22 protein-coding genes, 2 tRNA genes and 1 pseudogene are annotated in these 23,114 nt (G+C 65.5%); 10 read left to right on the top strand and 15 right to left on the bottom strand.

The features are described 5' to 3' along the window. Positions 1-93: 93 nt before the first annotated feature. Complete coding sequence (locus tag AC2W7L_RS16460; RefSeq protein WP_486005304.1) at positions 94-894, bottom strand: family 1 encapsulin nanocompartment shell protein; 801 nt, start codon at positions 892-894, stop codon at positions 94-96. Next, positions 891-1,994: a Dyp-type peroxidase gene (locus tag AC2W7L_RS16455; RefSeq protein WP_486005303.1), complete on the bottom strand. Its 1,104-nt coding sequence runs from the start codon at positions 1,992-1,994 to the stop codon at positions 891-893. Before AC2W7L_RS16455 ends, AC2W7L_RS16460 begins: the two co-directional genes overlap by 4 nt. 219 nt (positions 1,995-2,213) lie before the next feature. On the opposite strand from AC2W7L_RS16455, the gene AC2W7L_RS16450 reads away from it, so the two are divergent. Beyond that, positions 2,214-2,579 carry a DUF488 domain-containing protein gene (locus tag AC2W7L_RS16450; protein WP_101555099.1) on the top strand — a complete coding sequence of 122 codons (366 nt, stop codon included), beginning with the start codon at positions 2,214-2,216 and terminating at the stop codon, positions 2,577-2,579. 66 nt (positions 2,580-2,645) lie between these two features. Then, positions 2,646-3,164 (top strand): DinB family protein, encoded by a 519-nt coding sequence (locus AC2W7L_RS16445; protein WP_486005302.1) that lies wholly within the window; start codon positions 2,646-2,648, stop codon positions 3,162-3,164. A 15-nt stretch (positions 3,165-3,179) separates the two neighbouring features. On the opposite strand, the gene AC2W7L_RS16440 is transcribed toward AC2W7L_RS16445, so the two are convergent. Continuing rightward, positions 3,180-3,389, bottom strand: a complete 210-nt coding sequence (locus AC2W7L_RS16440; RefSeq protein ID WP_230745680.1) for a DUF5808 domain-containing protein — start codon at positions 3,387-3,389, stop codon at positions 3,180-3,182. A 197-nt stretch (positions 3,390-3,586) separates the two neighbouring features. Between AC2W7L_RS16440 and AC2W7L_RS16435 the strand changes: the two genes are divergently transcribed. The 3 genes from AC2W7L_RS16435 to AC2W7L_RS16425 all read left to right on the top strand — a co-directional run bounded on the left by AC2W7L_RS16435 (position 3,587) and on the right by AC2W7L_RS16425 (position 5,864). After that, a complete protein-coding gene (locus tag AC2W7L_RS16435) occupies positions 3,587-3,943 on the top strand; it encodes a VOC family protein (RefSeq protein ID WP_486005301.1) in 357 nt (118 codons plus the stop codon). Positions 3,944-4,179: 236 nt separating this feature from the next. After that, positions 4,180-4,659: a TetR family transcriptional regulator C-terminal domain-containing protein gene (locus tag AC2W7L_RS16430; RefSeq protein ID WP_486005300.1), complete on the top strand. Its 480-nt coding sequence runs from the start codon at positions 4,180-4,182 to the stop codon at positions 4,657-4,659. Further along, a complete protein-coding gene (locus AC2W7L_RS16425; protein ID WP_486005299.1) occupies positions 4,656-5,864 on the top strand; it encodes a Cmx/CmrA family chloramphenicol efflux MFS transporter in 1,209 nt (402 codons plus the stop codon). Before AC2W7L_RS16430 ends, AC2W7L_RS16425 begins: the two co-directional genes overlap by 4 nt. 96 nt (positions 5,865-5,960) lie before the next feature. Here AC2W7L_RS16425 and AC2W7L_RS16420 read toward each other — a convergent pair whose 3' ends face one another. Then, a complete protein-coding gene (locus AC2W7L_RS16420) occupies positions 5,961-6,455 on the bottom strand; it encodes a GbsR/MarR family transcriptional regulator (protein WP_486005298.1) in 495 nt (164 codons plus the stop codon). 141 nt (positions 6,456-6,596) lie between these two features. Here AC2W7L_RS16420 and AC2W7L_RS16415 point away from each other — a divergent pair, with 141 nt between their 5' ends. Both AC2W7L_RS16415 and AC2W7L_RS16410 read left to right on the top strand, forming a co-directional pair. Continuing rightward, positions 6,597-8,159 carry a GMC family oxidoreductase gene (locus tag AC2W7L_RS16415; RefSeq protein ID WP_486005297.1) on the top strand — a complete coding sequence of 521 codons (1,563 nt, stop codon included), beginning with the start codon at positions 6,597-6,599 and terminating at the stop codon, positions 8,157-8,159. Positions 8,160-8,240: 81 nt separating this feature from the next. After that, on the top strand, positions 8,241-9,662 hold the full coding sequence (locus tag AC2W7L_RS16410; RefSeq protein WP_486005296.1) for an aldehyde dehydrogenase family protein: 1,422 nt from the start codon (positions 8,241-8,243) through the stop codon (positions 9,660-9,662). Between the two features lie 83 nt (positions 9,663-9,745). On the opposite strand, the gene AC2W7L_RS16405 is transcribed toward AC2W7L_RS16410, so the two are convergent. Next, positions 9,746-10,150 carry a hypothetical protein gene (locus AC2W7L_RS16405; RefSeq protein WP_486005295.1) on the bottom strand — a complete coding sequence of 135 codons (405 nt, stop codon included), beginning with the start codon at positions 10,148-10,150 and terminating at the stop codon, positions 9,746-9,748. A 101-nt stretch (positions 10,151-10,251) separates the two neighbouring features. On the opposite strand from AC2W7L_RS16405, the gene AC2W7L_RS16400 reads away from it, so the two are divergent. Then, positions 10,252-10,878, top strand: a complete 627-nt coding sequence (locus AC2W7L_RS16400) for a TetR/AcrR family transcriptional regulator (RefSeq protein WP_486005294.1) — start codon at positions 10,252-10,254, stop codon at positions 10,876-10,878. Here the strand turns inward: AC2W7L_RS16400 and AC2W7L_RS16395 are convergent. The 3 genes from AC2W7L_RS16395 to AC2W7L_RS16385 are packed head-to-tail and all read right to left on the bottom strand — an operon-like array spanning position 10,853 to position 12,400. After that, entirely contained in the window at positions 10,853-11,476 is a 624-nt protein-coding gene (locus AC2W7L_RS16395) for a dihydrofolate reductase family protein (protein WP_486005293.1), read from the bottom strand. The genes AC2W7L_RS16400 and AC2W7L_RS16395 overlap by 26 nt on opposite strands. Continuing rightward, entirely contained in the window at positions 11,473-11,865 is a 393-nt protein-coding gene (locus AC2W7L_RS16390) for a VOC family protein (protein WP_486005292.1), read from the bottom strand. Before AC2W7L_RS16390 ends, AC2W7L_RS16395 begins: the two co-directional genes overlap by 4 nt. A 40-nt stretch (positions 11,866-11,905) precedes the next feature. Further along, positions 11,906-12,400 carry a winged helix-turn-helix transcriptional regulator gene (locus AC2W7L_RS16385; protein WP_486005291.1) on the bottom strand — a complete coding sequence of 165 codons (495 nt, stop codon included), beginning with the start codon at positions 12,398-12,400 and terminating at the stop codon, positions 11,906-11,908. Positions 12,401-12,476: 76 nt separating this feature from the next. Here AC2W7L_RS16385 and AC2W7L_RS16380 point away from each other — a divergent pair, with 76 nt between their 5' ends. Further along, positions 12,477-13,814 (top strand): MFS transporter, encoded by a 1,338-nt coding sequence (locus AC2W7L_RS16380; RefSeq protein WP_486005290.1) that lies wholly within the window; start codon positions 12,477-12,479, stop codon positions 13,812-13,814. 64 nt (positions 13,815-13,878) lie between these two features. On the opposite strand, the gene AC2W7L_RS16375 is transcribed toward AC2W7L_RS16380, so the two are convergent. Continuing rightward, positions 13,879-14,256 (bottom strand): VOC family protein, encoded by a 378-nt coding sequence (locus tag AC2W7L_RS16375; protein WP_101555101.1) that lies wholly within the window; start codon positions 14,254-14,256, stop codon positions 13,879-13,881. Between the two features lie 107 nt (positions 14,257-14,363). Here AC2W7L_RS16375 and AC2W7L_RS16370 point away from each other — a divergent pair, with 107 nt between their 5' ends. Continuing rightward, positions 14,364-15,737, top strand: a complete 1,374-nt coding sequence (locus tag AC2W7L_RS16370) for an NAD-dependent succinate-semialdehyde dehydrogenase (protein ID WP_486005289.1) — start codon at positions 14,364-14,366, stop codon at positions 15,735-15,737. 195 nt (positions 15,738-15,932) lie between these two features. Here AC2W7L_RS16370 and AC2W7L_RS16365 read toward each other — a convergent pair whose 3' ends face one another. The 6 genes and pseudogenes from AC2W7L_RS16365 to AC2W7L_RS16340 form a co-directional block, all read right to left on the bottom strand. Beyond that, a complete protein-coding gene (locus AC2W7L_RS16365; RefSeq protein WP_486005288.1) occupies positions 15,933-16,607 on the bottom strand; it encodes a metal-dependent transcriptional regulator in 675 nt (224 codons plus the stop codon). Positions 16,608-16,617: 10 nt separating this feature from the next. Next, on the bottom strand, positions 16,618-17,925 hold the full coding sequence (locus tag AC2W7L_RS16360) for a sodium:proton exchanger (protein WP_486005287.1): 1,308 nt from the start codon (positions 17,923-17,925) through the stop codon (positions 16,618-16,620). Positions 17,926-18,065: 140 nt separating this feature from the next. Continuing rightward, a pseudogene (locus AC2W7L_RS16355) lies at positions 18,066-20,686 on the bottom strand (excinuclease ABC subunit UvrA). 125 nt (positions 20,687-20,811) lie between these two features. Then, complete coding sequence (locus AC2W7L_RS16350; protein ID WP_486005309.1) at positions 20,812-22,260, bottom strand: MDR family MFS transporter; 1,449 nt, start codon at positions 22,258-22,260, stop codon at positions 20,812-20,814. 382 nt (positions 22,261-22,642) lie between these two features. Then, a tRNA-Ala gene (locus AC2W7L_RS16345) sits at positions 22,643-22,715 on the bottom strand. A gap of 171 nt (positions 22,716-22,886) precedes the next feature. Beyond that, a tRNA-Ile gene (locus AC2W7L_RS16340) sits at positions 22,887-22,960 on the bottom strand. Positions 22,961-23,114 lie beyond the last annotated feature (154 nt).

Genomic DNA, 23,114 nt, shown 5'->3' with positions numbered 1-23,114 from the left:
GCCGCGGTCACACGACCGTCTCCGGGTCACTTACGCACCTTTTGCCATTGGGCAGACCTGCCCGCCCCACCTCAGACGCTCATCAGCCGCTCATCAGAGGCTCAAAGGCACACTGGATTCGTCGGTCAGCGCGAGGAATCCGAAGGTCTCCTGCAGATAGAGTTCGACGGTCTCGCTGTCGTGGCTGTAGTAACCGATCGACAGGTCCTGGCCGAGGTGAAGCTCGTAGTCACCCCCGCGCGTGGAGACGAGCAGCGCCCCTTCGAGCGCGGGCGCCCAGATGATCTCTCCGGCGCCGAGCTGCCGGGAGAGGTGCTCGCGGATCGGGTAGCCGTGGTCGGTGGACTCGGAGACCTTGGTGTACTCCGCGGAGGAGAGCAACAGGCTGTAGGGCCCGTCGACTCCCACCGTGCGCAGCACACTCAGCGCCTGGGCGACGGCGTCCGCGAAGTCCTCGACGGCGTCGGGGATGGCCACTGCGGCATTCGAGCTGCCGGGAACGATTCCGCCGATCCCGGCCGCATCGAGCCCGTGGAGAATGGCCCGATCTTCAGCCATCGCGATCGTCGTGGCCGCATCCTTGACGGGCTGCCAGTCCGAGTCACCGGACCCGCGGGCCACGTCATCGATGGCCTGCCGAGTCACGGTGAATGGGGTCCGCAGCTCGATGTATTCCTGCACGATGCGCTGCTTGACCTGCAGTCCGCTCGTCTCCGACTGGACGTCTCGGATGTGGCCGGTGGTCACCGCGGAGGTCTCGAAGCCCGTGGGCCCTTCGACATCGACGATCCGGCGGCCGGCGATATTGCGTTTGAATGTCCGCCGAGCCTCCTCCTCGATCTCCGCCCAGGCCGGGCCGGGGATGGGGGCAAGCTCGCGATAGAGGTTATTCACTGGTCTCTCCTTCTCAGGCTGCCGATGCCGAGGCTGTCGTCGGCCGGTGCGGGGTCGTCGGCTGATGCGGGATTGGGTGGGTCTGTTTCCTCGACCCTCGCCGAGGCGGAGGCCGGGTCGTCGTTCTGCGCATCGGATGGCTCGGCGGCGGCGAGCTCTCCGTCGGGATCGTCGAGGAAACCCTGGGAGGGGACGAAGAAGAGGCCGCCGGTCTGCGCGGTCGAGAAGTCGAGGATCCGATCGTAGGTGCCGCGGGGGTTGCCGACGAACATGTTCTCGAGCATCTGTTCGGTCACGCTGACGTCGGCGGCGTAGCCGATGAAGTAGGTCCCGAACTCGCCGGACTCGACCGATCCGAAGACCATATTGTCACGCACAATCTTGTGCTCGGTCCCGTATTCGTCCTCGATCGTGTTGAGGATGAGATGGGAGTTCGGCGCCTTGTCCTCGTCGGGGAACTCCATATCGGAGAGTTTGTGCCGACCGAAGGCCGCCTCCTGGTCCTCGACGCTCAGCGCCTCCCATGCGGCCATGTCGTGGGTGTACTTCTGCACGATCACATAGGTGCTGCTCGCCGGGTCATCTCCACCGGTCGGCGTGAACACCGAGTCCACGGCCTCCTGATCCTCGGGGTTCTCGGTGCCGTCGACGAAGCCCATGATGTCGCGTTCGTCGAAGTAGCGGAAACCGTGCACCTCGTCGACGACGGACACGGCGTCACCGAGTTCGCCGACGAGCTGGCGGGCGAGTTCGAAGCAGAGGTCCATCCGCCGGGCCCGGATGTGGAAGAGCAGATCACCGGGGGTCGACGGCGCGGTGTGGACGTCTCCGCGCTGTTCGATGAAGGGGTGCAGCTTGGCCGGGCGCGGGGCGTCGAACATCCGGTCCCAGAGCTCGGCGCCGATGCCGGTCACGCAGCTGAGGTGATCCTCGCGAGCGCGGAAGCCCACCGACCTGACCACCCCCGCAATGTCGCCGAGGAAGTCCTTGGCCTCCGCCTCGGCGCCGGATCTCACGGTGAGGACGAGGAACACGGCGGCCGGAGCCGGCGGACCCAGCACATGCTGCGGCGTCTTTCCGTTCGGAAAGGCCTCGGTCATGACCGTCGCTGCATCATCTCCTCGCGAAGTGAGTTCGCCGTCGACGTGCCCTGCATCATCACAACGGCGCTTGGCTCGCCAGTATACGCTTCGAGCGCGAACATGGAATGACCGTCGGACTTGCTTCTTCTCACCGGTGCTGACCTGCGCTTCTGTCCGCTCCTTGCATCGCCGGAGACGCGTCATAGACTGAAGACGACCACAGAACGGAGGTCACTGATGGCCGCACAGAAGAACGCCCGGGTCCGCCGCATCTACGATGACCCGGAGAACTCCGACGGCACCCGCGTCCTCGTCGACCGGGTCTGGCCGCGCGGAGTCAGCAAGGACAAAGCCGAGCTCGACGACTGGGCGAAGGCCGTCGCCCCATCGACCGAACTGCGCAAGTGGTACTCCCACGACCCGGAGAAGTTCGAGGAATTCTCACGTCGATACCGAGAGGAGCTCAAAGCCGAGGAACCCGCCGAGGCGCTCGAGAGCCTGCGGGGATACGCGAAGAAGGGCAGGCTGACCCTGCTCACGGCCGCGAAGCGCGATGACATCAGCCAGGCCACGGTGCTCGCGACGATCATCAACGGTGGATGACACCGCGCCGAGGTGGGAGCCACCTCGGCGCCGGTGGGAATCCAAGCTTCAGGGAAGGACACGACCATGGACGAGATCACCCCGGATACGCGTGACTGGGCCGAGGTCATCGACGGCGGGTGCGCCGAATGCGGCTTCACCGGAGTCGAGGACGTCAGCACCGCCCCGGATGAGATCCTCTCCGCCGCCCAGTCATGGGAGGCGGTGCTCAGTCGCGCCGATGCCGGCCAGCGCGCGGATCCGCATCGGTGGTCGGCGCTCGAATACGGGGCACATATGCGCGACGTCCTCGACCTCTTCCGCGAGCGCACCCGGCTGATGATCGCCGAGGAGGGGCCCACCCTGCCGAACTTCGACGGGGATTCGGTCGCCCTCGAATCCGACTACGCCCATGCCGACCCCGCTGAGGTGTTCGCCGGCCTCCGCTCGGCCGCCCAGGGATACTCGGCGCAGCTCGCCGACGTCGCCAACGACGAATGGAATCGCAAGGGATACCGGGCCGATGGTCGCGAGTTCACGATCACCTCGCTGACCAGGTACGGTCTCCACGAGGTCAGGCACCACCTCCAGGATGTGGGTGCCTGAGCCTCGGGGCTGCGCTCAGGAGAAGATGCCCCACACCACGGCCCCCACGACAGCCGCGACGAAGAGCAGCGACCACGGACTGCCGAAGTTGACCGTCCATCCGATGCCGACGCGCTTCGGGACGAGGAACGCCGGATCGCGCGGACAGAAGTAGAACAGGCCGAGCTTCCAGTTCGCTGCGTTCTCACGCAGCTGCTTCCTGACTTCCCTGTCGGTCGGACTCATCGTGAACTGCCACCTCGGGATCGGTGTGCGGGTACGTAGGCATCAGTGCGGGTCAGCAGCCATCATGGCGGATCAGTACGCATCAAGGTGACCTGCCGTCACGTTACACCTGTTGTGATCTCCGGCGGCCGTGCGTCCACCGCCTCACCCGGGACTGCGCTGTTCACAACTGGCGAGCAGCGATCTATCCTGAGTCCGTGGCACTTGTGTGGGAACAGTCCATCATCGACGCCCGCGATCCGCATGCCCTCGGGCGATGGTGGGCCGAGGCGCTCGGGTGGGTGATCGTCGATGAGAGCGCGACCGAAATCGAGATCCGCGAAACCCCTGAGCGTCTGCCCGGACTGATCTTCGGCATCGATGTTGAGCCGAAGACCGTGAAGAACCGGATGCATCTCGATTTCCGTCCCGACTACCAGGCCGCCGAGGTGGCCCGTTTCCTCTCCCTCGGCGCGAAGCGCGTGGACATCGGCCAGACGGGAGATGAACCCTGGGTCGTCCTCGCCGACCCCGAAGGCAACGAGTTCTGCATCCTGTCCTCTCGCAGGGCCTGAGCACCGCTTGTCCGAGTCCGCAGGGCTCCATGAGGAATTTATTGGACACTTCTGTCCAAAATGCATTACGCTCGCCTCATGGGCAGGAAGAAGACCTTCGACGAGCAGGCGGTGATCAACGCCGCCATCGCCGTGTTCAGCGAACACGGCTACGCGGGAACGACGTCGGACTCGTCTGCGAACGCGCCGACATCGGCCGGTCGAGCTTCTACAACACTTTCGACAGCCTCGACGCGGTGTTCCTCCGCGCACTGCGCGACTACACCGCGACCGGGATTCCCGCCCGTGAGGAGCTGCTGACCAGCTCCCGACCGGCACCCGCGCTCCTCATGCACCGCCTCGGCGGAGAACTGACCAAGCAGTGCGCGGACGAGAACCGCACGGGCTGCCTCTCCGCGAACACTGCGGCCGAACTCGGCCGCGAGGTCGATGCGGTCTGCTCGATCCTCGATCCCGACCGCGATGCCTGGGTGGCCGCCTATCGGACGCTCATCGAACGCGGGCAGGCGGCCGGGCACATCCGGCCGGCCATCGATGCGAACGTCCATGGAGAACTCGTCCAAAGCGTGCTTGCGGGCCTGCGAATCGGTGCTCGAGTCCTCCCGGCCGAGACGGTGCTCGCCCAGGCCAGAGCCTTCGTCGAGAACCTGTGCACCCCGGCGGGTCGAGCAGCCCTCGACGCTCCCACCCCGACAGAAAGCAGTCCCCAGTCATGACGACCTCGTCCACTGAGACGAGCGCAGCGTCCCGGATCCGCGTGCCCGCCCAGGTCTACCTGCTGGCCTCCGTGATCTTCTGCCTCGGCACGAGCGAATTCATGATCGCCGGCATCCTCGAACCGATCAGCGCCGACCTGAGAATCAGCATCCCGCAGGCCGGTCTGCTCATCACCGGATTCGCCGTCGGCATGATCGTCGGTGCCCCCGCAATGGCCCTGCTCACCCTCAAACTCCCGCGGAAGGCCACGATGATCATCACGATCATCGCCTTCTCCGCCCTGCACATCCTCGCCGCACTCGCCCCGAGCTACTCACTGCTCATGCTCAGCCGCGTCCTCTCGGCCATCGCCTGCGGAGGGTTCTGGGCGGTCGCCGCCGTGCACACGACCAGGATCGCCCCGCGCGAGGTGCACGGTCGCGCCCTGGCCGGGCTCGTCGGCGGACTCACGGTGTCGAACCTCGTCGGCGTCCCGCTGGGCACCTGGGTGGGCACGCAGTACGGGTGGCGCGCGACCTTCTGGGCCGTCGCCGTCGTTACCGCGCTCGCTGCGGTCCTCATCGCCGTGACCACCAGGTCGACGAAGGAAGAGCGCGCCGAGGCGGAGCTGCACCTGCCGACCCTGCTCAGGGCCGAGCTCGTGGCCTTCAGAGGCCCGCGCATCTGGTTGGCCCTGGGGACGACGGCGCTGTTCCAGTCCTCGGTGTTCGCCGCGTTCTCCTACTTCTCACCGCTGCTCACTCACGTCGCCGGGCTCTCCCCGGCTCTGGTCCCCGGTGTTCTCGCGGCCTTCGGGATCGGCTCGTTCATCGGCGTGGTGGTCGGCGGCAGGCTCGCCGACCGCAGCATCTTCGGCAATATCATCGGCAGCCTCGCGGCCCTGGCTCTCAGCCTGCTCGCCCTGTGGCTCGTCGCCGACAACGGCTGGGCCACGATCGTCATGATCGTCCTCGTCGGCGCCAGCGGTTTCTCGATCGCCGGGGCGCTCAATGCGCGCGTCTTCCAGATCGCCACTCAGGCTCCGACCCTCGCGGCGAGCGTCAACACCTCCGCCTTCAACGTCGGCAATGCAGCGGGGCCCGCACTCGGCGGGGCGGTCATCGCCCTCGGGTGGGGCTTCAGAGCCCCGGTTCTCGTTGCGATCGTTCTCGCCCTGGCCGCCCTGGCCCTCGTCTGGGTGGCCCTTCGCGTCGAGCGCTCCTAGCACAGCTCGAGAAGTGGCCGCGCAACCAACGGCAGCGGGGAGACGCAGACGATGACTGCCGACTGCGGACCCGCCTGATCACTCCGGGCAGCTCGTTCACTCCTCGCCGTCTGCCCCAGCTATTCGGGTGTAGTCCTCGAGCAGCCCCTGGAGCCGGTCCGTCATGAACCTGTAGTACTCGCCCATCTGTTCGACTCGCTGACGCTGGGTTCGAGGGAGCTTCTGTCCCTGGACCCGCACCGATTCCGCGAAGTCGAGCAGCTGTGCCGTCGCGCGCAGCTGATGCTCCAGACACCCGACCCAAGCATCGTGTCTCCACCGGTAGACGTACTGTCGCTGCCCGAGCCCCTTGAACCGTTCGATCACGCCGTTGTCGATGAGCAGTCGGGTGGTCTCGGACACCGAGCCCTTGCTCGCGTCGAGAGCGTCCTGGAGCTGCGCCATGGTCAGCGGTGAATCACTGAGCATGAGAACGCCCGCCGCCCGACCGGCCATCGGTGGCCAGCCCATGGCGTCGCCGATCTGAGAGCCGAAGCTCTCAACCAGCGAAAACCTCAGCTCACGATCGTCTCTGTCTGCGAGCGCGTCCAACCCGATTCCCTTCGTAGAAATTCACTCAGAATTGAATATTCACTATTGACTGAACAATGTGATCTACGCCATTCTAGTGGAAATGCGGAAGAACGGTCCGCCGTTGCCTCCCAAAGTACTCGTTCTCAAGGAAGATGTGACGTGGAAGAAGACAATTGGGACATCATCGTCGTCGGCGCCGGCTCAGCCGGGGCGGCATTTGCAGTCCGCTCGGCGGAGAAGGGCAGACGCGTCCTCCTCATCGAAGCAGGTCGAGACTATCGGTCGGCAGAGATGCACGAGGTGTGGCGGTCGCCCAACCCGGCGGTCGCAATCATGGAGCCCGACGCCATCGACGGCATGATGTGGCGCGATCTCAATGCAACTCGCACCGACGTACAGGAGCCCGCACCGTACTGGCGTGGAAAGGGGGTGGGAGGAAGCTCCTCGGTCAACGGGCAGATTGCGATTCGCCCGCCGCTCGAGGATTTCGACGAATGGGCGAAGTCCGGATGCGTGGGATGGTCCGGTGAGGAGGTTCTGCCCTACTTCGCCAAGTTGGAGACCGACGAGGAGTTCGGCGCCGCCGAATGGCATGGAGACTCCGGGCCCACACCCATCTTCCGCGCTCCCCGCGAGGATTGGGGTGCGGTGGATACGGCACTGGCCGACTCGGCCCTGGCCGCAGGCCATCCCTGGGCGGCCGACGTCAACGCCCCGCACGCAACCGGCGTCTCTCCCTACCCCATCAATTCCCGTGATTCCCGCCGCGTCAGCGTCAACGATGCCTACCTCGAAGGCGCACGCGGGCTGCCGAACCTCACCATCCTCGGTGAGGCGAGCGCAGACAGAATCGTCTTCGACGGCAACCGTGCCATCGGTGTTCGCATCCTCATCGACGGCACCCCGGAGATCCGCTGCGGCGATGCGATCGTCCTCAGCGCCGGAGTCATCCACTCACCGGCCATCCTCATGCGATCCGGCATCGGCCCTCGTGAGCATCTGACGGCCATGGGTATCGACACTCGTGCCGATCTCCCGGTGGGACGCGGTCTCCAGGATCATGCGATGGCCTCGATCACCCTTCCGCTCAATGACGCCTCAGGCATCTCGTCTCCGCATGACCGTCACACGAACGTGTGTGTCCGCTGGTCGAGCGACCCCGAGGAGAGATACAACGATCTGATGTTCGTCTCGATGAATCAGAGCGTGATCTCCATGGCGACGGCGAACACCGAAGCCGAATACGGTGCGTTCGGAGTCTGGCTCAACCAGACGGACTCGCGCGGCACCGTCGAACTCTCCTCCACTGACCCGCACGCCCAGCCTGTCGTCGCCGAGCGGATGCTCTCCGATGACGGTGACCGCGCTCGGCTGCGGCTCGGGGTCAGAAGTCTCGTGGAACTGCTCGATCAGGACGCAACGCAGTCCATCCTCGGCGGGTCGCTCGAGGAGTGCAACCCGGAGCTGTTCGCAGTCATCGACGATGACGAGGCGCTCGATGCCCACCTTCTGGCCACCGTCGCCGACGCACAGCACGGAACGAGCACCTGCCGTATGGGCGGCGCCGATGATCCCACGTCCGTCGTCGATTCCCGCTGCCGCGTGCACGGGTTCGAGAGTCTCCATGTCATCGACGCGTCTATCTTCCCTTCGGTCCCCCGAGCGAACACCAATCTGGCATCGATCATGGTCGGCGAGCTCATGGCCGACCGCCTCGACTGACCTGGCCGCAGACCGACTCCGGCACACCTGCCCTGACCACGGCACTGCCCATTTCCCATCTCCTGAGGAGACACGACAATCGTGAAGACACTGCAGAACTGCATCGACGGCACCTGGACCGACTCGCAGGACCCGAACCGATTGACCGTGGTCAATCCCTCGACCGAGGAGGTCGTGGCCGAATTCCCGCAGGGAACGGCGGCCGACGTCGACCTGGCAGTCGCCTCGGCGATGGCAGCCCAATCCGCGTGGGCAGCGCTGACGGTCGAGGACCGTGTGACCCGGCTGATCCGATGGGCTGATCGGATCGACGAGCACACGGACGAACTCGCTGAACTCGAATGCCGTGAGATGGGCAAACCGGTGGGCATCGGCCGCAATTTCATCGCGGCCGGGGTGGCCGGGCTCAAGGCCGCTGCGCAGGAGGCACTGTCCTACGCGTTCGAGACCTCCACCGACGATCCCGACGGAGGGCGGACCCGGGTCATCCGCCGGCCGGTGGGCGTGGCCGCCGTCGTGACTCCGTGGAACTTCCCCGTCACCATGGTGCTCGGTGCCCTCGGTCCCCTGCTGGCGGCCGGAAACACCGTGGTGGTCAAGCCTTCGGAGCGCTCACCCCTGTCAACGGTGCGCCTGTTCGAGCTTCTCGACCTTCCCGACGGCGTCCTCAACCTCGTGCTCGGCGACGTCCACGCGGGTGCGCCGCTGGCCGGCCATGACGATATCGACCTCGTTCACTTCACCGGTTCGGTGTCCGCCGGGCGGCAGGTCGGTGCGGCATCGGGACAGGCTCTGCACCGTGCGGTTCTCGAGCTCGGCGGAAAGGATCCGGTCATCGTCGACGAGGACGTCGATGTCGCGGCGACCGCGCAGGCGGTGGCCTTCGGCTCGTTCGTCAATACCGGACAGATCTGCACATCGATGGAGCGCATCTTTGTGCATGAGGCGATTGCCGAGGACTTCATCGCCGAGCTGGTCAGTGCCGCTGAAGCCTACGCCTCCGGCGACGGGATGCAGCCGAACGTGATGATGGGGCCTCTGGTCGACGAGAGGCAGCGGCGCATCGTCGCTGCACAGGTGAGCGATGCTGTGGCGAAAGGGGCGACGGTGCGAACAGGAGGCGAGGTCCCCGACGGTCCGGGATTCTTCTATCCGGCGACCGTCATCACCGATGTCGACGCTTCGATGTCGGTTATGACCGAGGAGACCTTCGGTCCGATCGCGCCGGTAGCGGTCGTGTCCTCATTCGCCGAGGCGCTCGACCGGGCCGCGGACTCGTCCTTCGGTCTGGCCGCCACGGTGTACTCCCGCAATGCCGAGCACATCGAACTGGCTGCCGGCATCCCGGCCGGAGTCGTCTGGATCAATCAGTGGCAGGGCGGTGGAGGAGTGCGGACCTACGAGCCGGCCCGCACCAGCGGGATGGGGGCCACCGGTACGACGGCTGCCTTCGACTCCGCGACTCGACCATTCACGGTGCACATCGCTGCCGACGGCTCGTGAGTCTTCCCAACCGGCATCTGAGCTTCTGAAGCCGGCATCTGAGCTCGTGAAACACGCATCTGTCCTCTTGATGAGGAGCAGAGTCATCCGACCGGGTGCTGTCCGCGCTGACGTCGCCGGGCCCGCCCCACATGGTAGGCAGCGATGTAGACGATGCCGACGAGAGGGATGATCACCCACCACACCGGGTCCATGTCCTTCGACAGGCTCTGCTCCCGGTTCAGGTTCACGGCGTACTGGATGAACGGGATCGCATAGACGATGAAGAGGGCCGCTGCCGCCCACCAGAGCCGTCGCACACTCGGGCCTGCGAGTGTGGCTGCGAGGACGAGTATCACCGGGGCGATGGCGATCTTCGCGAAGCCGGTGGGAACGAGGATCGTGGCGATATAGGCAGAGATGATCGCGGTGCGGGCGAAGATTCGTCCGAGCCGATTCGGTCGGATCGAGGGAGATTCTGTGTTCGGGATCGGGGTTGCGCTGGTCATGATGGTCCTTTCGAGAGGTGGCTCTCCTAGTGAGCTAACGCCTGTAACCTTACAGACGTTATTTCATCTGCACACGACCTAACACCTGTATACTCACAGCCATGAGTTCAGAGTCCGATCCACAGCGCCGTCGCAATCCTCGAGGAGAAGGGGGCCGGCTGCGGGAGGACATCGTCACCGGCGCAGCCGCACTCCTCGACCAGAGCGGCGAGTCCGGTGCCGTCACCCTTCGTGCCATCGCCCGGTCGTTGGGCATCGCCGCACCATCGATCTATCGGCACTTCGACAGCCACGCGGCGATCATGTTCGCCGTGGTGGAGAAGGCGTTCTCCGAACTGGAGTCAGAGCTGCGCTCGGCGGTCGAGGCCGCAGGTGAGGAACCACGGGATCAGCTGCTGGCCACATGCCACGCGTATCTCCGCTTCGCCGCCGAGCACCCCGGGCCCTACCGGGCGATGTTCGGCGGCGTCTGGATCCCCGAATTGGATGAGACCATCACCGAAGAGGCTCTGCGCGAACTCGGCGCAACGGCGATGGGAATGCTCAAGACCGTCCTGCAGCGCTGCGTCGAGGCGGGAGTCTCGACCAGTCGGGATCCCGATGCCGATGCGATCGCGCTCTGGCTCGGCCTCCACGGCATCGCCCATCAGCGCTCCGCCACACGCATCTTCCCCGGCCCCGAGGGAATCGAGAACAGAATCATCACCGCATTGGCCCATCTGGACTGAGTGCGGATGAGCGTGCGAAGCGGAGCAGAGTCATCCCGCCGGGAAAGGTCCGCACATCTCTGCGCTCCCAGTGAGTGCTGTCGAAGACGGTATCGGAACCCCACAGCGGAATTCCCGCGCCGAGGCTGATGGGCGCGAGCTTGATGATCAGCTCGTCGATCTCGGACCGCAGGCTCGCGGCCACCGCACCGCCGCCGACGAGCCAGATCCCGAGGCCGGGTTCGGCCTTGAGCTCACGGATCCGTCCCACCGGATCCTCGCCGATGACTTCCACGGCGGAGTCGGGTTTCGCGGTCAGAGAGTTCGAGACGACGAGATGTCGCAGATGCGGGTAGGCTTCCGAGACACCGGCAGCCAATCCGACCTCGAAGGACCGCCGCCCTTCGACGACAGTGTCGAAATGTCTTCCCGCTGCAGTCAGTCCCATCGCTTCTCTGGCCGGCCCCGGCAGCGTCTCCGGATACTCCTCGCGGAGGAAGGAGACATAGTCCTCGGTGATCGGCCACCAGCTGCTCGGATCGCCTCCATCGGGTCCGGCGATGAAGCCGTCGAGAGACATTGCGACGAAATAGGTGAGAGTGCGCCCTTCCGCCGTCATCGCTGCCCTTCTCCGTCGTCGCTGGGCGGCTGCCAGAGTTCGATCCGATTGCCTTCGGGATCATGGACCCAGCCGAAGCGTCCGACCCCGGCCATCTCCTGGGTCTCAGGATCCACCTCGGCGCCGGACTCCCGGACTTGAGCCAGCATCCTATCGAGATCTGGGACCCGGAAGTTGAGCATGCTCTGCTGCTGTCCGAAGCCTTCGGAACGGGACCCGAAGTAGTCGGTGTCGGCATCGAAAGTCGCGATCACCGTGGCACCCGCCGGCTGATTCCACAGGCCGTGTGCACCGAGGTCGATGCCGAGAACGTCCCGGTACCAGGCCAACAGGGACTCAGGATCCTGTGCTCGAAGGAAGTACCCGCCGATTCCGCTCACTCTCTCCATGGACCTACATTAAGCCCGCCAGCGCCTCGAAGTCGCGTACTCAGAGGAGAGTCCCAGCCCCCTGCAGATGATCGCTCGTCCCCTTCCAGGGTTTGACCCAGGTCATCTCCTCGGGCACCAGTCGTTCCCCGCAGAAGCTGCAGGATTCGCCCCGGGTCGTCTCCTGTCCGCAGGCCTCATGGATCATCGCCATGTGCTCGCCGCCGGTCGGCATCGCCGTGTGTCTCTCTCCCCATACGGCGAGCTGCTGCAGGATCGGCAGGAGTTCGGCAGCCGCCTCGGTGGCCACATAGCCCCGTCGGACTCGTCCGCCGTCACGGTAGTCGGACGTCTCAAGCAGGTCCGCCTCGACCATCGACTGCAGGCGGCGGCTGAGCACGGCCTCGGAGATGCCGAGGTTCCTGCGGAGTTCGTCGAAGCGACCGCGACCGTGCAGGACGTCGCGCACGATGAGCAGCACCCAGGGGTCCCCGAGCACGTCCAGCGAGCGTCTGATCGGGCAGAACTCCTCGGACCAATCTGATCGAAGCGGCACGACTGCTTCCCTTCTTCGTCACGATCTGCTCATATTGCCTATTGTATAACTTCTTTGAAGAAAGTCAGAGTCTTCGATGTCGACCACTTCTGTCGAAACCGTCCGGCGCCGCCGCATCCATCCCGCCTGGTGGGTCGCGGCCGTCGCCTTCCTCGCGCTGCTCACCGCCGCGGGATTCCGCGCCGCCCCCGGGGCGCTCATGGTCCCGCTCCACCACGAATTCGGCTGGTCGACGAGCTCCATGTCGCTGGCCGTGAGCGTCAACCTCCTCCTCTACGGTCTCACCGCTCCCTTCGCCGCCGCACTCATGGACCGCTTCGGCATCCGCCAGGTCGTCGCCCTCGTCGCCCTCGGCGCCGGCGGCAGCATCGTCATGACCGCCTCGTGGCAGCTGCTGATCTTCTGGGGCGTGCTCATCGGCCTCGGCACGGGTTCGATGGCCCTGGTCTTCGCCGCGACGATCGCCAACCGGTGGTTCGTCGCCCGCCGCGGACTCGTCATGGGCATCCTCACCGCGGGCTCGGCCACGGGTCAGCTGATCTTCCTCCCACCCGTCGCCGCGATCGCCGAATCGACCGGTTGGCGCCCGGCCTCACTGCTCATCGCGGCTGCCGCGCTCCTCGCCGCCCCCGTCGTCTGGTTCGTCCTCCGCGACCATCCCTCGGACCGGGGCGTCCTTCCCTACGGCGCACAGCCTGCTGCGACGGCCGGGCCCACCCCGGCCCCTTCCTCCGACGCCGATGCGGACGCCGCCGCACCGCGTCGGCCCGCCAACGCCGCGCGTCAGGCCTTCGGAGGCCTCTTCTTCGCGGCTCGGCATGGTTCGTTCTGGGCTCTGGCCATCGCCTTCGCCATCTGCGGGGCCACGACCAACGGTCTCATCGGCATCCATTTCATCCCCTCCGCCCACGACCATGGGATGCCCGCCACCACGGCGGCCGGACTGCTCGCCGTCGTCGGGATCTTCGACATCGTCGGCACCGTGTTCTCCGGCTGGCTGACCGACAAGTTCGATCCTCGCATCCTCCTCGTCGCGTACTACACCTTCCGCGGAGTCGGCCTGCTGCTCCTGCCCTGGCTGCTCTCGGACACCGTGCACCCGAGCATGATCCTCTTCATCGTCGTCTACGGGCTCGACTGGGTGGCGACGGTCCCGCCGACGGCCGCGCTGTGTCGGGAGATCTTCGGGGACAACGGCACCATCGTCTTCGGGTTGGTCTTCGCCGCCCATCAGATCGGGGCCGCCGGCGCAGCCTTCGCCGCGGGTGTCGTCCGTGACGCCTTCGGTGAGTACACCTATGCCTGGTGGGGCGGGGCGGCCATGTGCGTCATCGCCGCGGTCCTGTCGTTCGCGGTCAAGCGCCGGCTCGTCGGTGATCGCCGGGAACCCGCCACCGCCGAGGCGGCCGCCTAGCCCAGCCCATCCGACGTCCACGCCACCCCAGTTCAATCCGTCCACGGACGGGCTCACCCGATGGTCACCCCTGTTCTTCCGGCTCCCACAGCTCGATCCGATTCCCTTCGGGATCGGTCACCCAGCCGAAGCGTCCGATTCCGTCCATCTGCTGGGTCTGGTCATCCACCTCGGCGCCGGCAACGCGGAGCTGCGCGATCATCGCGTCGAGGTCGGCGACACGGAAATTCAGCATCGTCTGCTGCCGATCCTGGCCTTCCGGCCGCGTCCCGAAGTAGTCGGTGTCGGCTTCGAAGAGCCCGATCACGGTCGGTCCCGCCGGCTGCTGCCACAGTCCGTGATCGCCGAAGTCGACCCCGAGTACGTCTCGGTACCACGTCGTCATCGCCTCGGGGTCGGAGGCCCGCAGGAAGTATCCGCCGATTCCAGTCACTCTCTCCATGCCCGAATCCTATTCCCAATCCCAGGGATGGACTCAAGTGTCGCGGAATGTCGGGAGACTGTAGTTTGTTACAGGGCACAGATCGTCAACCCGTGAAAGGACGTTCCATGAGCAAGTTCGCTGTCACCAATGCCAACACCGGCGAAGTCGAGGAGGAGTTCGCCTCCGTACCCGTCGATGAGATTCCCGCCTACATCGATCGTGCCCATGAGGCGCACCTGGCATGGAAGGAGACGCCGCTGCATGAGCGCGCGGCAATCCTGCGGAAATTCGCCGATCTCGTCGATGAGAACGCCGATGAGATGACCGACATCATCGGACGCGAGATGGGCAAGATCAAGAAGCAGGGACTCGGCGAGGTCGACAAGGTCGCCCGCACCGCCCGCTGGATGGCCGACAACGCCGCCACTCATCTGTCCACCACTCACCTGGCCGCTGCCGGCGCCGCCAGCAGCTATGTCGAGCACCAGCCGCTGGGCGTGCTGCTGGGCATCATGCCGTGGAACTTCCCGTACAACCAGATCGCCCGCTTCGTGCTGCCCAACCTCATGGTCGGCAACTCGATCATGATGAAGCAGGCGTCGATCTGCCCGAAGTCCTCGCAGTACTTCGAAGACCTCCTCACCGAGGCGGGTCTGCCGAAGGGCGTGTACCAGAACATCTACCTCGACTCCTCCCACGCCGAGGAGGTCCTCAAGGACTTCCGCGTCAAGGGCTTCTCGCTCACCGGGTCGGAGGGTGCCGGTGCCTCGGTGGCCGCGATCGCCGCGAAGTACTACAAGCGCGCCGTCCTCGAACTCGGCGGCAACGACCCCGCTGTCGTCCTCGATTCCAAGGACGTGCCCTCGGTGGCACAGAAGCTCGTCGGACTGCGTCTGGCGAACGCCGGCCAGGTCTGCACCTCGCCCAAGCGCATGATCGTCGTCGATGAGCTCTACGACGAATTCGTCGCCGAAGCCGTCAAGGCCGTCGAAGCCATCAAGGTCTCCGACTTCGACGATCCCGAGGTCGGCATGGGACCGGTGTCGTCCGAAGGTGCTCGCGACGAGATCATCGGCATGATCGAGAAAGCCGTCGCCGATGGTGCGACCCTGCTCACCGGCGGCAAGAAGCTCGACCGCCCGGGCTGGTTCATGTCCCCGGCCGTGCTCACTGACATCGACCCGCGTTCGGACCTCGGCTGCAACGAGCTCTTCGGCCCGGCCGTGATGATCTACCGTGCCAAGGACGAAGAGGATGCTCTGCGTCTGGCCAATGACACCGAATACGGCCTCATGTCCTCGGTGTGGACCGATGATCTGGAGAAGGGTCAGGAGTTCGGCAAGAAGATCAACGCCGGAATGACGCTGATCAACAGCCACATGGAGTCCGGACCGGAATACCCCTTCGGTGGCATCAACCGCTCCGGCTACGGCCGCGAGAACGCTCAGTGGGCGTTCCAGGCGTTCACCAACGAACACCTCATCCGCGTCCACGCCTGATCTGTTCGTTGCCGGGCCTTTGCCCCGCGCAATAGTCGACGCCCGGTCTGCTGCAAGACATTCGCAGCCGACCGGGCGTTGTCGTATCTGTCGCAGTTGTCGTATCTGTCGTAAGCGAACGAGGCGGGGAGACTCTCGCCCCGATGTCCGCACTGATGCCGATCTGCAGGCGTCTGACAGGCGGTCGTCCAGCCCTCAGCTGGGTCGGGGTCCGACGCGGATCGCGTCGGCGGCGTCGAGGGCGAGTTCGATGCTGTCGTCGCCGACGCTGACCGCGATCGCCGAGGCGGCCGAGCTGATCGATCTCACCTGCAGCTTCGTGCCGATGACGATTCCACGATCGGTGAGGTAGCGCAGCAGTTCAGGCGACCGGTCGGAGACGCGCACGACCTCGACCTCGACACCCGGGGCAGTCTCCTGCAGCCGTCTGCTGGGGAAATCGGCGGTGTGCCCGTCGGCATCGGGGATCGGATCGCCGTGCGGGTCGCGCTGCGGATTTCCCAATGCGGCGTTCATCCGTTCGAGCACGAGGTCGGAGACGGCATGTTCGAGCCGATCCGCCTCGTCATGGACCTGATCCCAGGTCAGGCCCAGGGCCTCGACCAGGTAGGACTCGACGATGCGGTGGCGTCTGACGATCTCGACGGCGATCTGCCGACCCACGTCGGTGAGCACGATCTGCCCGTAGGGTTCGTAGTCGATGTAACCGTCGCGGGCGAGCTTCTTGAGGTTCGCCGACACCGTCGAGGCGGTCACTCCCAGCTGTTCGGCCATCTCCGTAGTGGCGGGGCGACCGCCCGGCCATTCGTAGGCCTTCCAGATGAGGGTGACGTAGTCCTCGACCATGCGGGTGACAGCGGGGCGCGGCATGATCGTCATTCTACGCGCGGGTACCGGCCGAATTCGGGTCGGCAGACATTGTCACGGTCGATTCGCGTTCCGGATCGGCCGCCTCGGCGGGGTCTGCAGTCACATCGCCGGGCTGCGGTCTGCGGAACGGGGCAGCGAGCGTGGGGAGGATGTCACGGCGGTGGAGGATGAGGACGACGATCGCCAGGACCGCCTGGATCGCGGAGAGGATGTAGCGTCCGGAGGTGTCCGTGACGAAGAACTGCAGCCCGAAGAGCGCGGCGAGCCCCAGCGCCGGTGCCCAATGGAAGCGCAGGGCCAGGATGATCGCCACACCGAGGATGGTCTGCGTAGCCGTGAGAGTGAACTCCTCGATCTGACGCCCATCCAGGGGCAGTCCGAGGCCGCCGCCACCCGCGAAATGCGCGATCGGCAGGGAGCCGACGAGCAGGCTCCATTGGTTGACCTTCGAGGCGATGAGTGTGCCGATGGCCGCCCCGCCCATGCCGCGCAGGGCGAACATCGCGGCGATGATGAACTCGGGGGCCTCAGAGGCGAGCGGGGCCAGCCACTGGACGAGGAAGTAACTGTCGATTCCCAATGCCGAGCCCGAGGCCACGAGCGCCTCGGCGAACGGTTCGGCAGACAGCAGGATGATCGCTGCGGACACGACGAACATCGTCACCACTGTGACCCGACGGGCCTTCTGCGGCATGGCGACGATGAGAGCCGCGGCGCCGACGAACTCCTCTTCGTCATCGCCCGCTGCCTGCCCGGCCCGCCACAGATAGGCGACGAAGATGAGCACGAGGGCTGAGCCGAACCAGATGGGGATGCTGCCGAGCAGCGGAATAGCGAAGGCGATCACACCGAGGATGACGAGGAAGCCGATGTCCATCCGGCTGCCCGAGTCGATGCGCAGGGAATGCTGGATGGGGGCCTTCGTCCGCTTGGCCATGCGGCGGGCGACGAGGAGGGCGATGATGACGACGAGCGGCCACCCGAAGCCGAGCAGCAGTCGGTTTGATCCGGTCATATTCGCCGCCGCGAAGTGCAGGTAATCGGGGTCAGATCCTGATCGGAACGCGTAGTAGAGGTCCACGGCGTATTCCGGGAGGACCGCGATGAGGGCGAGCAGGGCGATCGCCAGAGCACCCGAGATGTCCTTCTGCGCCGCCTCGGCGGCCCAGGCCAGGAGAAAGGCAGCCGCGACGATGGCGGCGCCGAACGCGAGGAGCTCGAGAACCGGAGCGAGTTCGACACCGGTGACGCGAAGCACCACGGCGGGTGCGGCGATGACGAGGCAGATCGCGATGCGGCGGAGAATTGCTGTGGGCATATCTCAAGACTTCCCGCCGCGAATCGGGTGTGTCTACGCACAACTGAGACTTAGACGCCTCCAACAATTCCGGCAGGCGCCGGGATCCGCTTGTTTCTGGGGATCACACGGCCCGCCGGGATGAAGTCGTGTGCCTCAGATCACCGGAGTTCGGAGAGCGCCGCGGCGAGGTACCTCGCGGAGGGACCCGCTCCGGCGTCGACGATGTCGGCGGGGGTGCCGGTCGCCACGACCCGGCCGCCGTCGTCACCGGCGCCGGGGCCGAGTTCGACGACGTGGTCGGCGACGGCCACGACGCGCATATCGAGTTCGACCATGATGACCGTGTTGCCGGCATCGACGAGGGTCTGCAGGTGTGCGACGAGCCGGTCGGCATCCGCGCAATGCAGTCCGGAGGTGGGTTCGTCGAGGACGTAGAGGGTGTCGCCGCGCTGGGAGCGCTGGAGCTCGCTGGCGAGTTTGACCCGCTGCGCCTCACCGCCTGAGAGCTCGGTGGCGGGTTGGCCGAGGCGCAGGTAGCCGAGGCGACGTCGATGAGTGCGGTCAGTGAGCGCATGATGTCGAATTCGCCGGTGAAGAAGTCGTGGGCCTCCTCGACGCTCATCCCCAGGATCTCAGCGATATTGCGTCCGCGCCACAGGATCTCCAGGGTGCTCGACTGGAAGCGGGTGCCGTGGCAGTCGGGGCACTCGGTGTAGACCGAGGGCAGGAACAGCAGCTCGACCATGACCGATCCTTCACCCTCACAGGTGGGGCAGCGTCCACCGGCGACGTTGAAGGAGAACCGGCCGGGCTTGTAACTGCGCTCTCTGGCCTCGGGGGTCTCGGCGAAGCGCCGGCGCACATGGTCGAACAGGCCGGTGTAGGTTGCGACGTTGGACCGGGGCGTGCGACCGATGGGCCTCTGATCGATGCTCACCACCCGTCGGATCCCGGTGAGTTCCCCGGTGACGGTGCCATCAAGGTCCTCGGGTTCGTCGGCGAGCAGGAGTGCGTCATCATCGGACGCCGGTTCGTCAGCAGTGGTGGAGGTGCCCAGTCGGTCGCCGACGAGGGCCGGGAGAACCTGACTGACGAGGCTGGACTTTCCCGATCCCGATATTCCGGTCACGGCGGTCAGTGAGCCCAGCGGCAGGTCGAGGCTGATGTCGTGGAGATTGTTGCGGCGGATGTTCGCAAGTTTCATCCAGCCTCGTGGATGCCGGGGTTCGTGGGATTCGAGTCCGCGTCCGCCGAAGACATAGCCCCTGGTCACGGATTCGTCGATCTCGGCAAGTCCGGCCGTCGGCCCGCTGTAGAGGACGTCCCCGCCGCGTTCGCCGGCCCCGGGCCCGATGTCGACGAGCCAGTCTGCATGCCTCATGATGTCGACGGAATGTTCGACGACGAAGAGGCTGTTCCCGCGGTCCTTCAACCCGTCGAGGATGCCCAGTAGGGCATCGACGTCCTGCGGGTGGAGGCCAGCGGAGGGTTCGTCGAGCACGTAGACGACGCCGAAGAGATCCGAGGTCAGTTGGGTGGCCAATCGCAGCCGCTGCAGCTCACCGCCGGACAGCGTCGGTGTGGTCCGATCGAACGAGAGGTACCCGAGGCCGAGGTCGACGATCGGGCGGAGCCGGTCGATGAGACCCTCGCCGAGGCGGACGAATGCGGCAAGCTTGTCCGCCGAGGGGTGATCGTCGACGGAGGAGTGATCCTCGGCGGCCGACTGGCGCCCGGGTGACGACGGCGCGTGATCGCCCGCGTCCATGGATGTTCTCGACTCCACGACGGCATCGCTGAGGATCTGCATAAGTTCATGCAGCGGCAGGGCGGAGAATTCGGCGATGTCGAGACCGGCGATCGTCACCGACAGAGCGTCGGGCCTGAGTTTCTTTCCGTGACACACGGGGCAGGGACCGGCACTGAGGAACTCGGCGACGCGACGCTTCATCCCGGCACTCTTCGTGTTCGCGAACGTGTCGAGCACGTACTTCCGGGCTCCGACGAAGGTTCCCGAATAGGTCGGTTCGGCGCCTGCTGCGATCGCTTCGCGCGCTTCGTCCAGCGTCAGCCGGGAGTGGACGGGAAGGTGCGGAGTCTCCTCGGTGTAGAGGATCCAATCGCGGTGTTCGCGCGGCAGGTCCTGCCAGGGGACATCGACGTCGTAGCCGAGAGCGACGAGCACATCGCGCAGCTGGTGGCCGTGCCAGGCCTTCGGCCAGGAAGCGATGGCGCGCTCCCGGATCGTCAGCGTCGGATCCGGGACCATCTTGTCCTCGGGCACCTCGTAGACGCGGCCGATTCCGTGGCATTCCGGGCAGGCACCTTCGACGGTGTTCGTCGAAAAATCCTCGGCCAACAGCATCGACTGTCCCTCCGGGTACTGTCCCGCCCGTGAGTAGAGCATGCGCACGAGGCTGGACACCGTGGTGATGCTGCCGACGCTCGAGCGTGCGCTGCGCCCGCCGCGCTGCTGCTGCAGGGCGACGGCCGGCGGCATTCCCGTGATCGAATCGACGTCGGGGACCCCTGCCTGGTCGATGAGCCTGCGGGCATACGGTGCCACGGATTCGAGGTACCGCCGTTGGGACTCGGCGAAGAGAGTGCCGAAGGCCAGGGAGGATTTGCCCGATCCGGACACTCCGGTGAACACGACGAGCGCATCCCGGGGCACGGTGAGGTCGACGTTGCGCAGGTTGTGTTCCCTGGCCCCGCGGACCCGCACGTCCGGCTGGATCTCGGTCGAGGATGTCGGATCTGCGGGCACAGAGGAGGTCATGAGGTCACCGTACCAAGGTCGGGACCTCCGATCATCGAGGTGGCCGACGACAGAACCCCTCGTTCCGGGAAATTCGGAACGAGGGGTTCGATGGGCCTCAGCCGGCCGCAGTCAGGGGCCGACCGTCATTCGGCGGGGCTGGCCTCGGTCGGTTCGACCACCTCGGCGGGGTACTCATCCTGGTCTTCGGGCTTGCGGATGAAGAACGCGAGGACGATTGGGACGATCGCGATGACCGTCGCCAACAGGAACGCGGCGTGACCGCCGGGGGCACCCGCCTCGGGGACGGACTTGCCCTCCGCCTGACCCGAGTGCAGGGCCGCGGAGTAGATCGAGATGAGCAGCGCGGTGCCGGCTGCTCCCGCGACCTGCTGCAGGGTGTTGAGCGCTGCCGAACCATGGGAGTACAGGTGGCGCTCCAGCGATCCCAGCGAGGCGGAGAACAGCGGGGTGAACGATGCGGCCAGGCCCAATGACATGACGATCTGGACGATGATGAGCAGCCAGATCGGCGTTCCCACGCCGGCCGTCGAATACGCGAACATCGAGGACGCGATCATGATCGTGCCGGGCACCAGCAGCGTCTTCGGTCCGCGGGCGTCGTAGATCCGTCCCATCACCGGTCCGAGCAGTCCCATGATCACCGAACCGGGCAGAAGCACGAGACCGGACTGGGTGGCGCCGAGTCCGACGACGCTCTGCAGGTACAGCGGCAGCAGGGAGAACGTGCCGAACATGGACAGGGCGACGACGGCCATGATGATGACCGAGAAGACGTAGTTCCGCGAATTGAACACACGCAGGTCGAGCAGGGCGCGATCGCCCTTCTGCAGCACGAGCTGACGCCACACGAAGAGCGCGAGGAAGACGATGCCGGCGCCGATCGTCGCCCAGGCCAGGCTGCTCGTCGATCCGCCGCCTGCCTCACCGCCGTGCCCGCCGCCGAACTGGCTGAGGCCGTAGACGATGCCGCCGAAGGCGAACACGGACAGGATGATGGAGATGACGTCGATCGGGGCGTAAGTCGACTCGCCGAGGTTGGTCATCCACTTCGCACCGAGTGCCAGAGCGATGAGCGCGATGGGCAGGATGATGCCGAAGAGCCAGCGCCAGCCCAGCGAATCGAGGACGATGCCCGACATCGTCGGTCCGATGGCCGGGGCCAGCGAGATGACGAGGCCGACTCGACCCATCATCCGGCCGCGCGAGTGTGCCGGGACCACGTTCATCATCGTGGTCATCAGCAGAGGCATCATGATGCCGGTGCCGGCTGCTTGCACGATCCGTCCGATGAGAAGCAGGATGAAGCCCTGCGAGACGAGGCAGATGAGTGTGCCCGCTGAGAACAGGATCATCGCGGCCAAGAAGATCTGGCGGGTGGTGAAACGCTGCAGGAGGAAACCGGTCGTCGGTATGACGACGGCCATGGTGAGCATGAAAGCACTGGTCAGCCACTGGCCGAGCTCCGGAGGGATGCCGAGGGCCTTGTTGAGTTCGGGGATGGCGATGGCCATCGTCGTCTCATTGAGAATGGCCACGAAGGCAGCCACCAGCAGCAGCCAGATGACCTTCATACCGGCGGGGTCGATGGTGTCATTGGCCTGTGTCTGCGCGTGTGCGGGTGAGCTGTCGCTGGACAAGACGGTGCTCCGTTCGGATGTGTCTGAGGGGCCCGGGATGTGGGCGGAGGTCGCACGCAGATGCCGAATCGACGCGCCGACGAAAGTTTCAACAGCATCTCAGACTAACGTATTCCCGAATACCTCCGACAGTGGGGAGAACCCGAAACTGCGGCGATCTTCGTCACTGCCGAGTGTTGCAGGGAGAACAGACGTGGGTGACGTCCGGTGACAACTCCCCGTGACGTCGGGTCCGGCCTCAGCGAACGACGAAGGCTCCGAACCGCAATCGGTTCGGAGCCTTCGTTCTACGAGTGCTGTCTCAAAACTACTCGAGTGGAGGTAAGGGGACTCGAACCCCTAACCCTCTGCTTGCAAAGCAGATGCGCTACCAATTGCGCCATACCCCCGTAACGGGTTCACACCCTCACACCGAGTCGGTGTGTTCGGACCATTCGGCCTGGGCACTCTGGTTCCGGTGCCGCCACCCGAAGAACACTCCCAGTCCCACTAACGTGAGACCGCTGAGAATCCATCTTCTCATGATCCTCCTCGAAAGGAAATCCTGTTGTGACAGGACGTGGGCCTACCTGGACTTGAACCAGGGACCTCTTCGTTATCAGCGAAGCGCTCTAACCGCCTGAGCTATAGGCCCTTATCGGGTGAACCCGAAGTAAAACAATACCCATCCAGGCCAGACAAACACAAATCGGCACCCAGTGACACCCCTCACACCCTCCCAGAACTACCTGACGGCGCCAGCACTCACCGAGTGCGTAGGGTCGCCGGCTCGACCGGGTGCGGCAATA

It is taken from the genome of Brevibacterium sp. LAARM3_SD1 (assembly GCF_057364765.1).
Note: the sequence above shows the minus strand (reverse complement) of the source record. Positions and strands in the feature narration are given on the sequence as shown.

Bases quoted from the DNA above. Each gene is read 5' to 3' on its own strand.
- AC2W7L_RS16405 (WP_486005295.1), bottom strand. From the start codon at position 10,150: ATGACCAGCGCAACCCCGATCCCGAACACAGAATCTCCCTCGATCCGA.
- AC2W7L_RS16395 (WP_486005293.1), bottom strand. From the start codon at position 11,476: ATGACGGCGGAAGGGCGCACTCTCACCTATTTCGTCGCAATGTCTCTC.
- AC2W7L_RS16390 (WP_486005292.1), bottom strand. From the start codon at position 11,865: ATGGAGAGAGTGAGCGGAATCGGCGGGTACTTCCTTCGAGCACAGGAT.
- AC2W7L_RS16400 (WP_486005294.1), top strand. From the start codon at position 10,252: ATGAGTTCAGAGTCCGATCCACAGCGCCGTCGCAATCCTCGAGGAGAA.
- AC2W7L_RS16365 (WP_486005288.1), bottom strand. From the start codon at position 16,607: ATGCCGCGCCCCGCTGTCACCCGCATGGTCGAGGACTACGTCACCCTC.
- AC2W7L_RS16360 (WP_486005287.1), bottom strand. From the start codon at position 17,925: ATGCCCACAGCAATTCTCCGCCGCATCGCGATCTGCCTCGTCATCGCC.
- AC2W7L_RS16370 (WP_486005289.1), top strand. From the start codon at position 14,364: ATGAGCAAGTTCGCTGTCACCAATGCCAACACCGGCGAAGTCGAGGAG.
- AC2W7L_RS16380 (WP_486005290.1), top strand. From the start codon at position 12,477: ATGTCGACCACTTCTGTCGAAACCGTCCGGCGCCGCCGCATCCATCCC.
- AC2W7L_RS16445 (WP_486005302.1), top strand. From the start codon at position 2,646: ATGGACGAGATCACCCCGGATACGCGTGACTGGGCCGAGGTCATCGAC.
- AC2W7L_RS16455 (WP_486005303.1), bottom strand. From the start codon at position 1,994: ATGACCGAGGCCTTTCCGAACGGAAAGACGCCGCAGCATGTGCTGGGT.
- AC2W7L_RS16350 (WP_486005309.1), bottom strand. From the start codon at position 22,260: ATGAAGGTCATCTGGCTGCTGCTGGTGGCTGCCTTCGTGGCCATTCTC.
- AC2W7L_RS16425 (WP_486005299.1), top strand. From the start codon at position 4,656: ATGACGACCTCGTCCACTGAGACGAGCGCAGCGTCCCGGATCCGCGTG.
- AC2W7L_RS16375 (WP_101555101.1), bottom strand. From the start codon at position 14,256: ATGGAGAGAGTGACTGGAATCGGCGGATACTTCCTGCGGGCCTCCGAC.
- AC2W7L_RS16440 (WP_230745680.1), bottom strand. From the start codon at position 3,389: ATGAGTCCGACCGACAGGGAAGTCAGGAAGCAGCTGCGTGAGAACGCA.
- AC2W7L_RS16450 (WP_101555099.1), top strand. From the start codon at position 2,214: ATGGCCGCACAGAAGAACGCCCGGGTCCGCCGCATCTACGATGACCCG.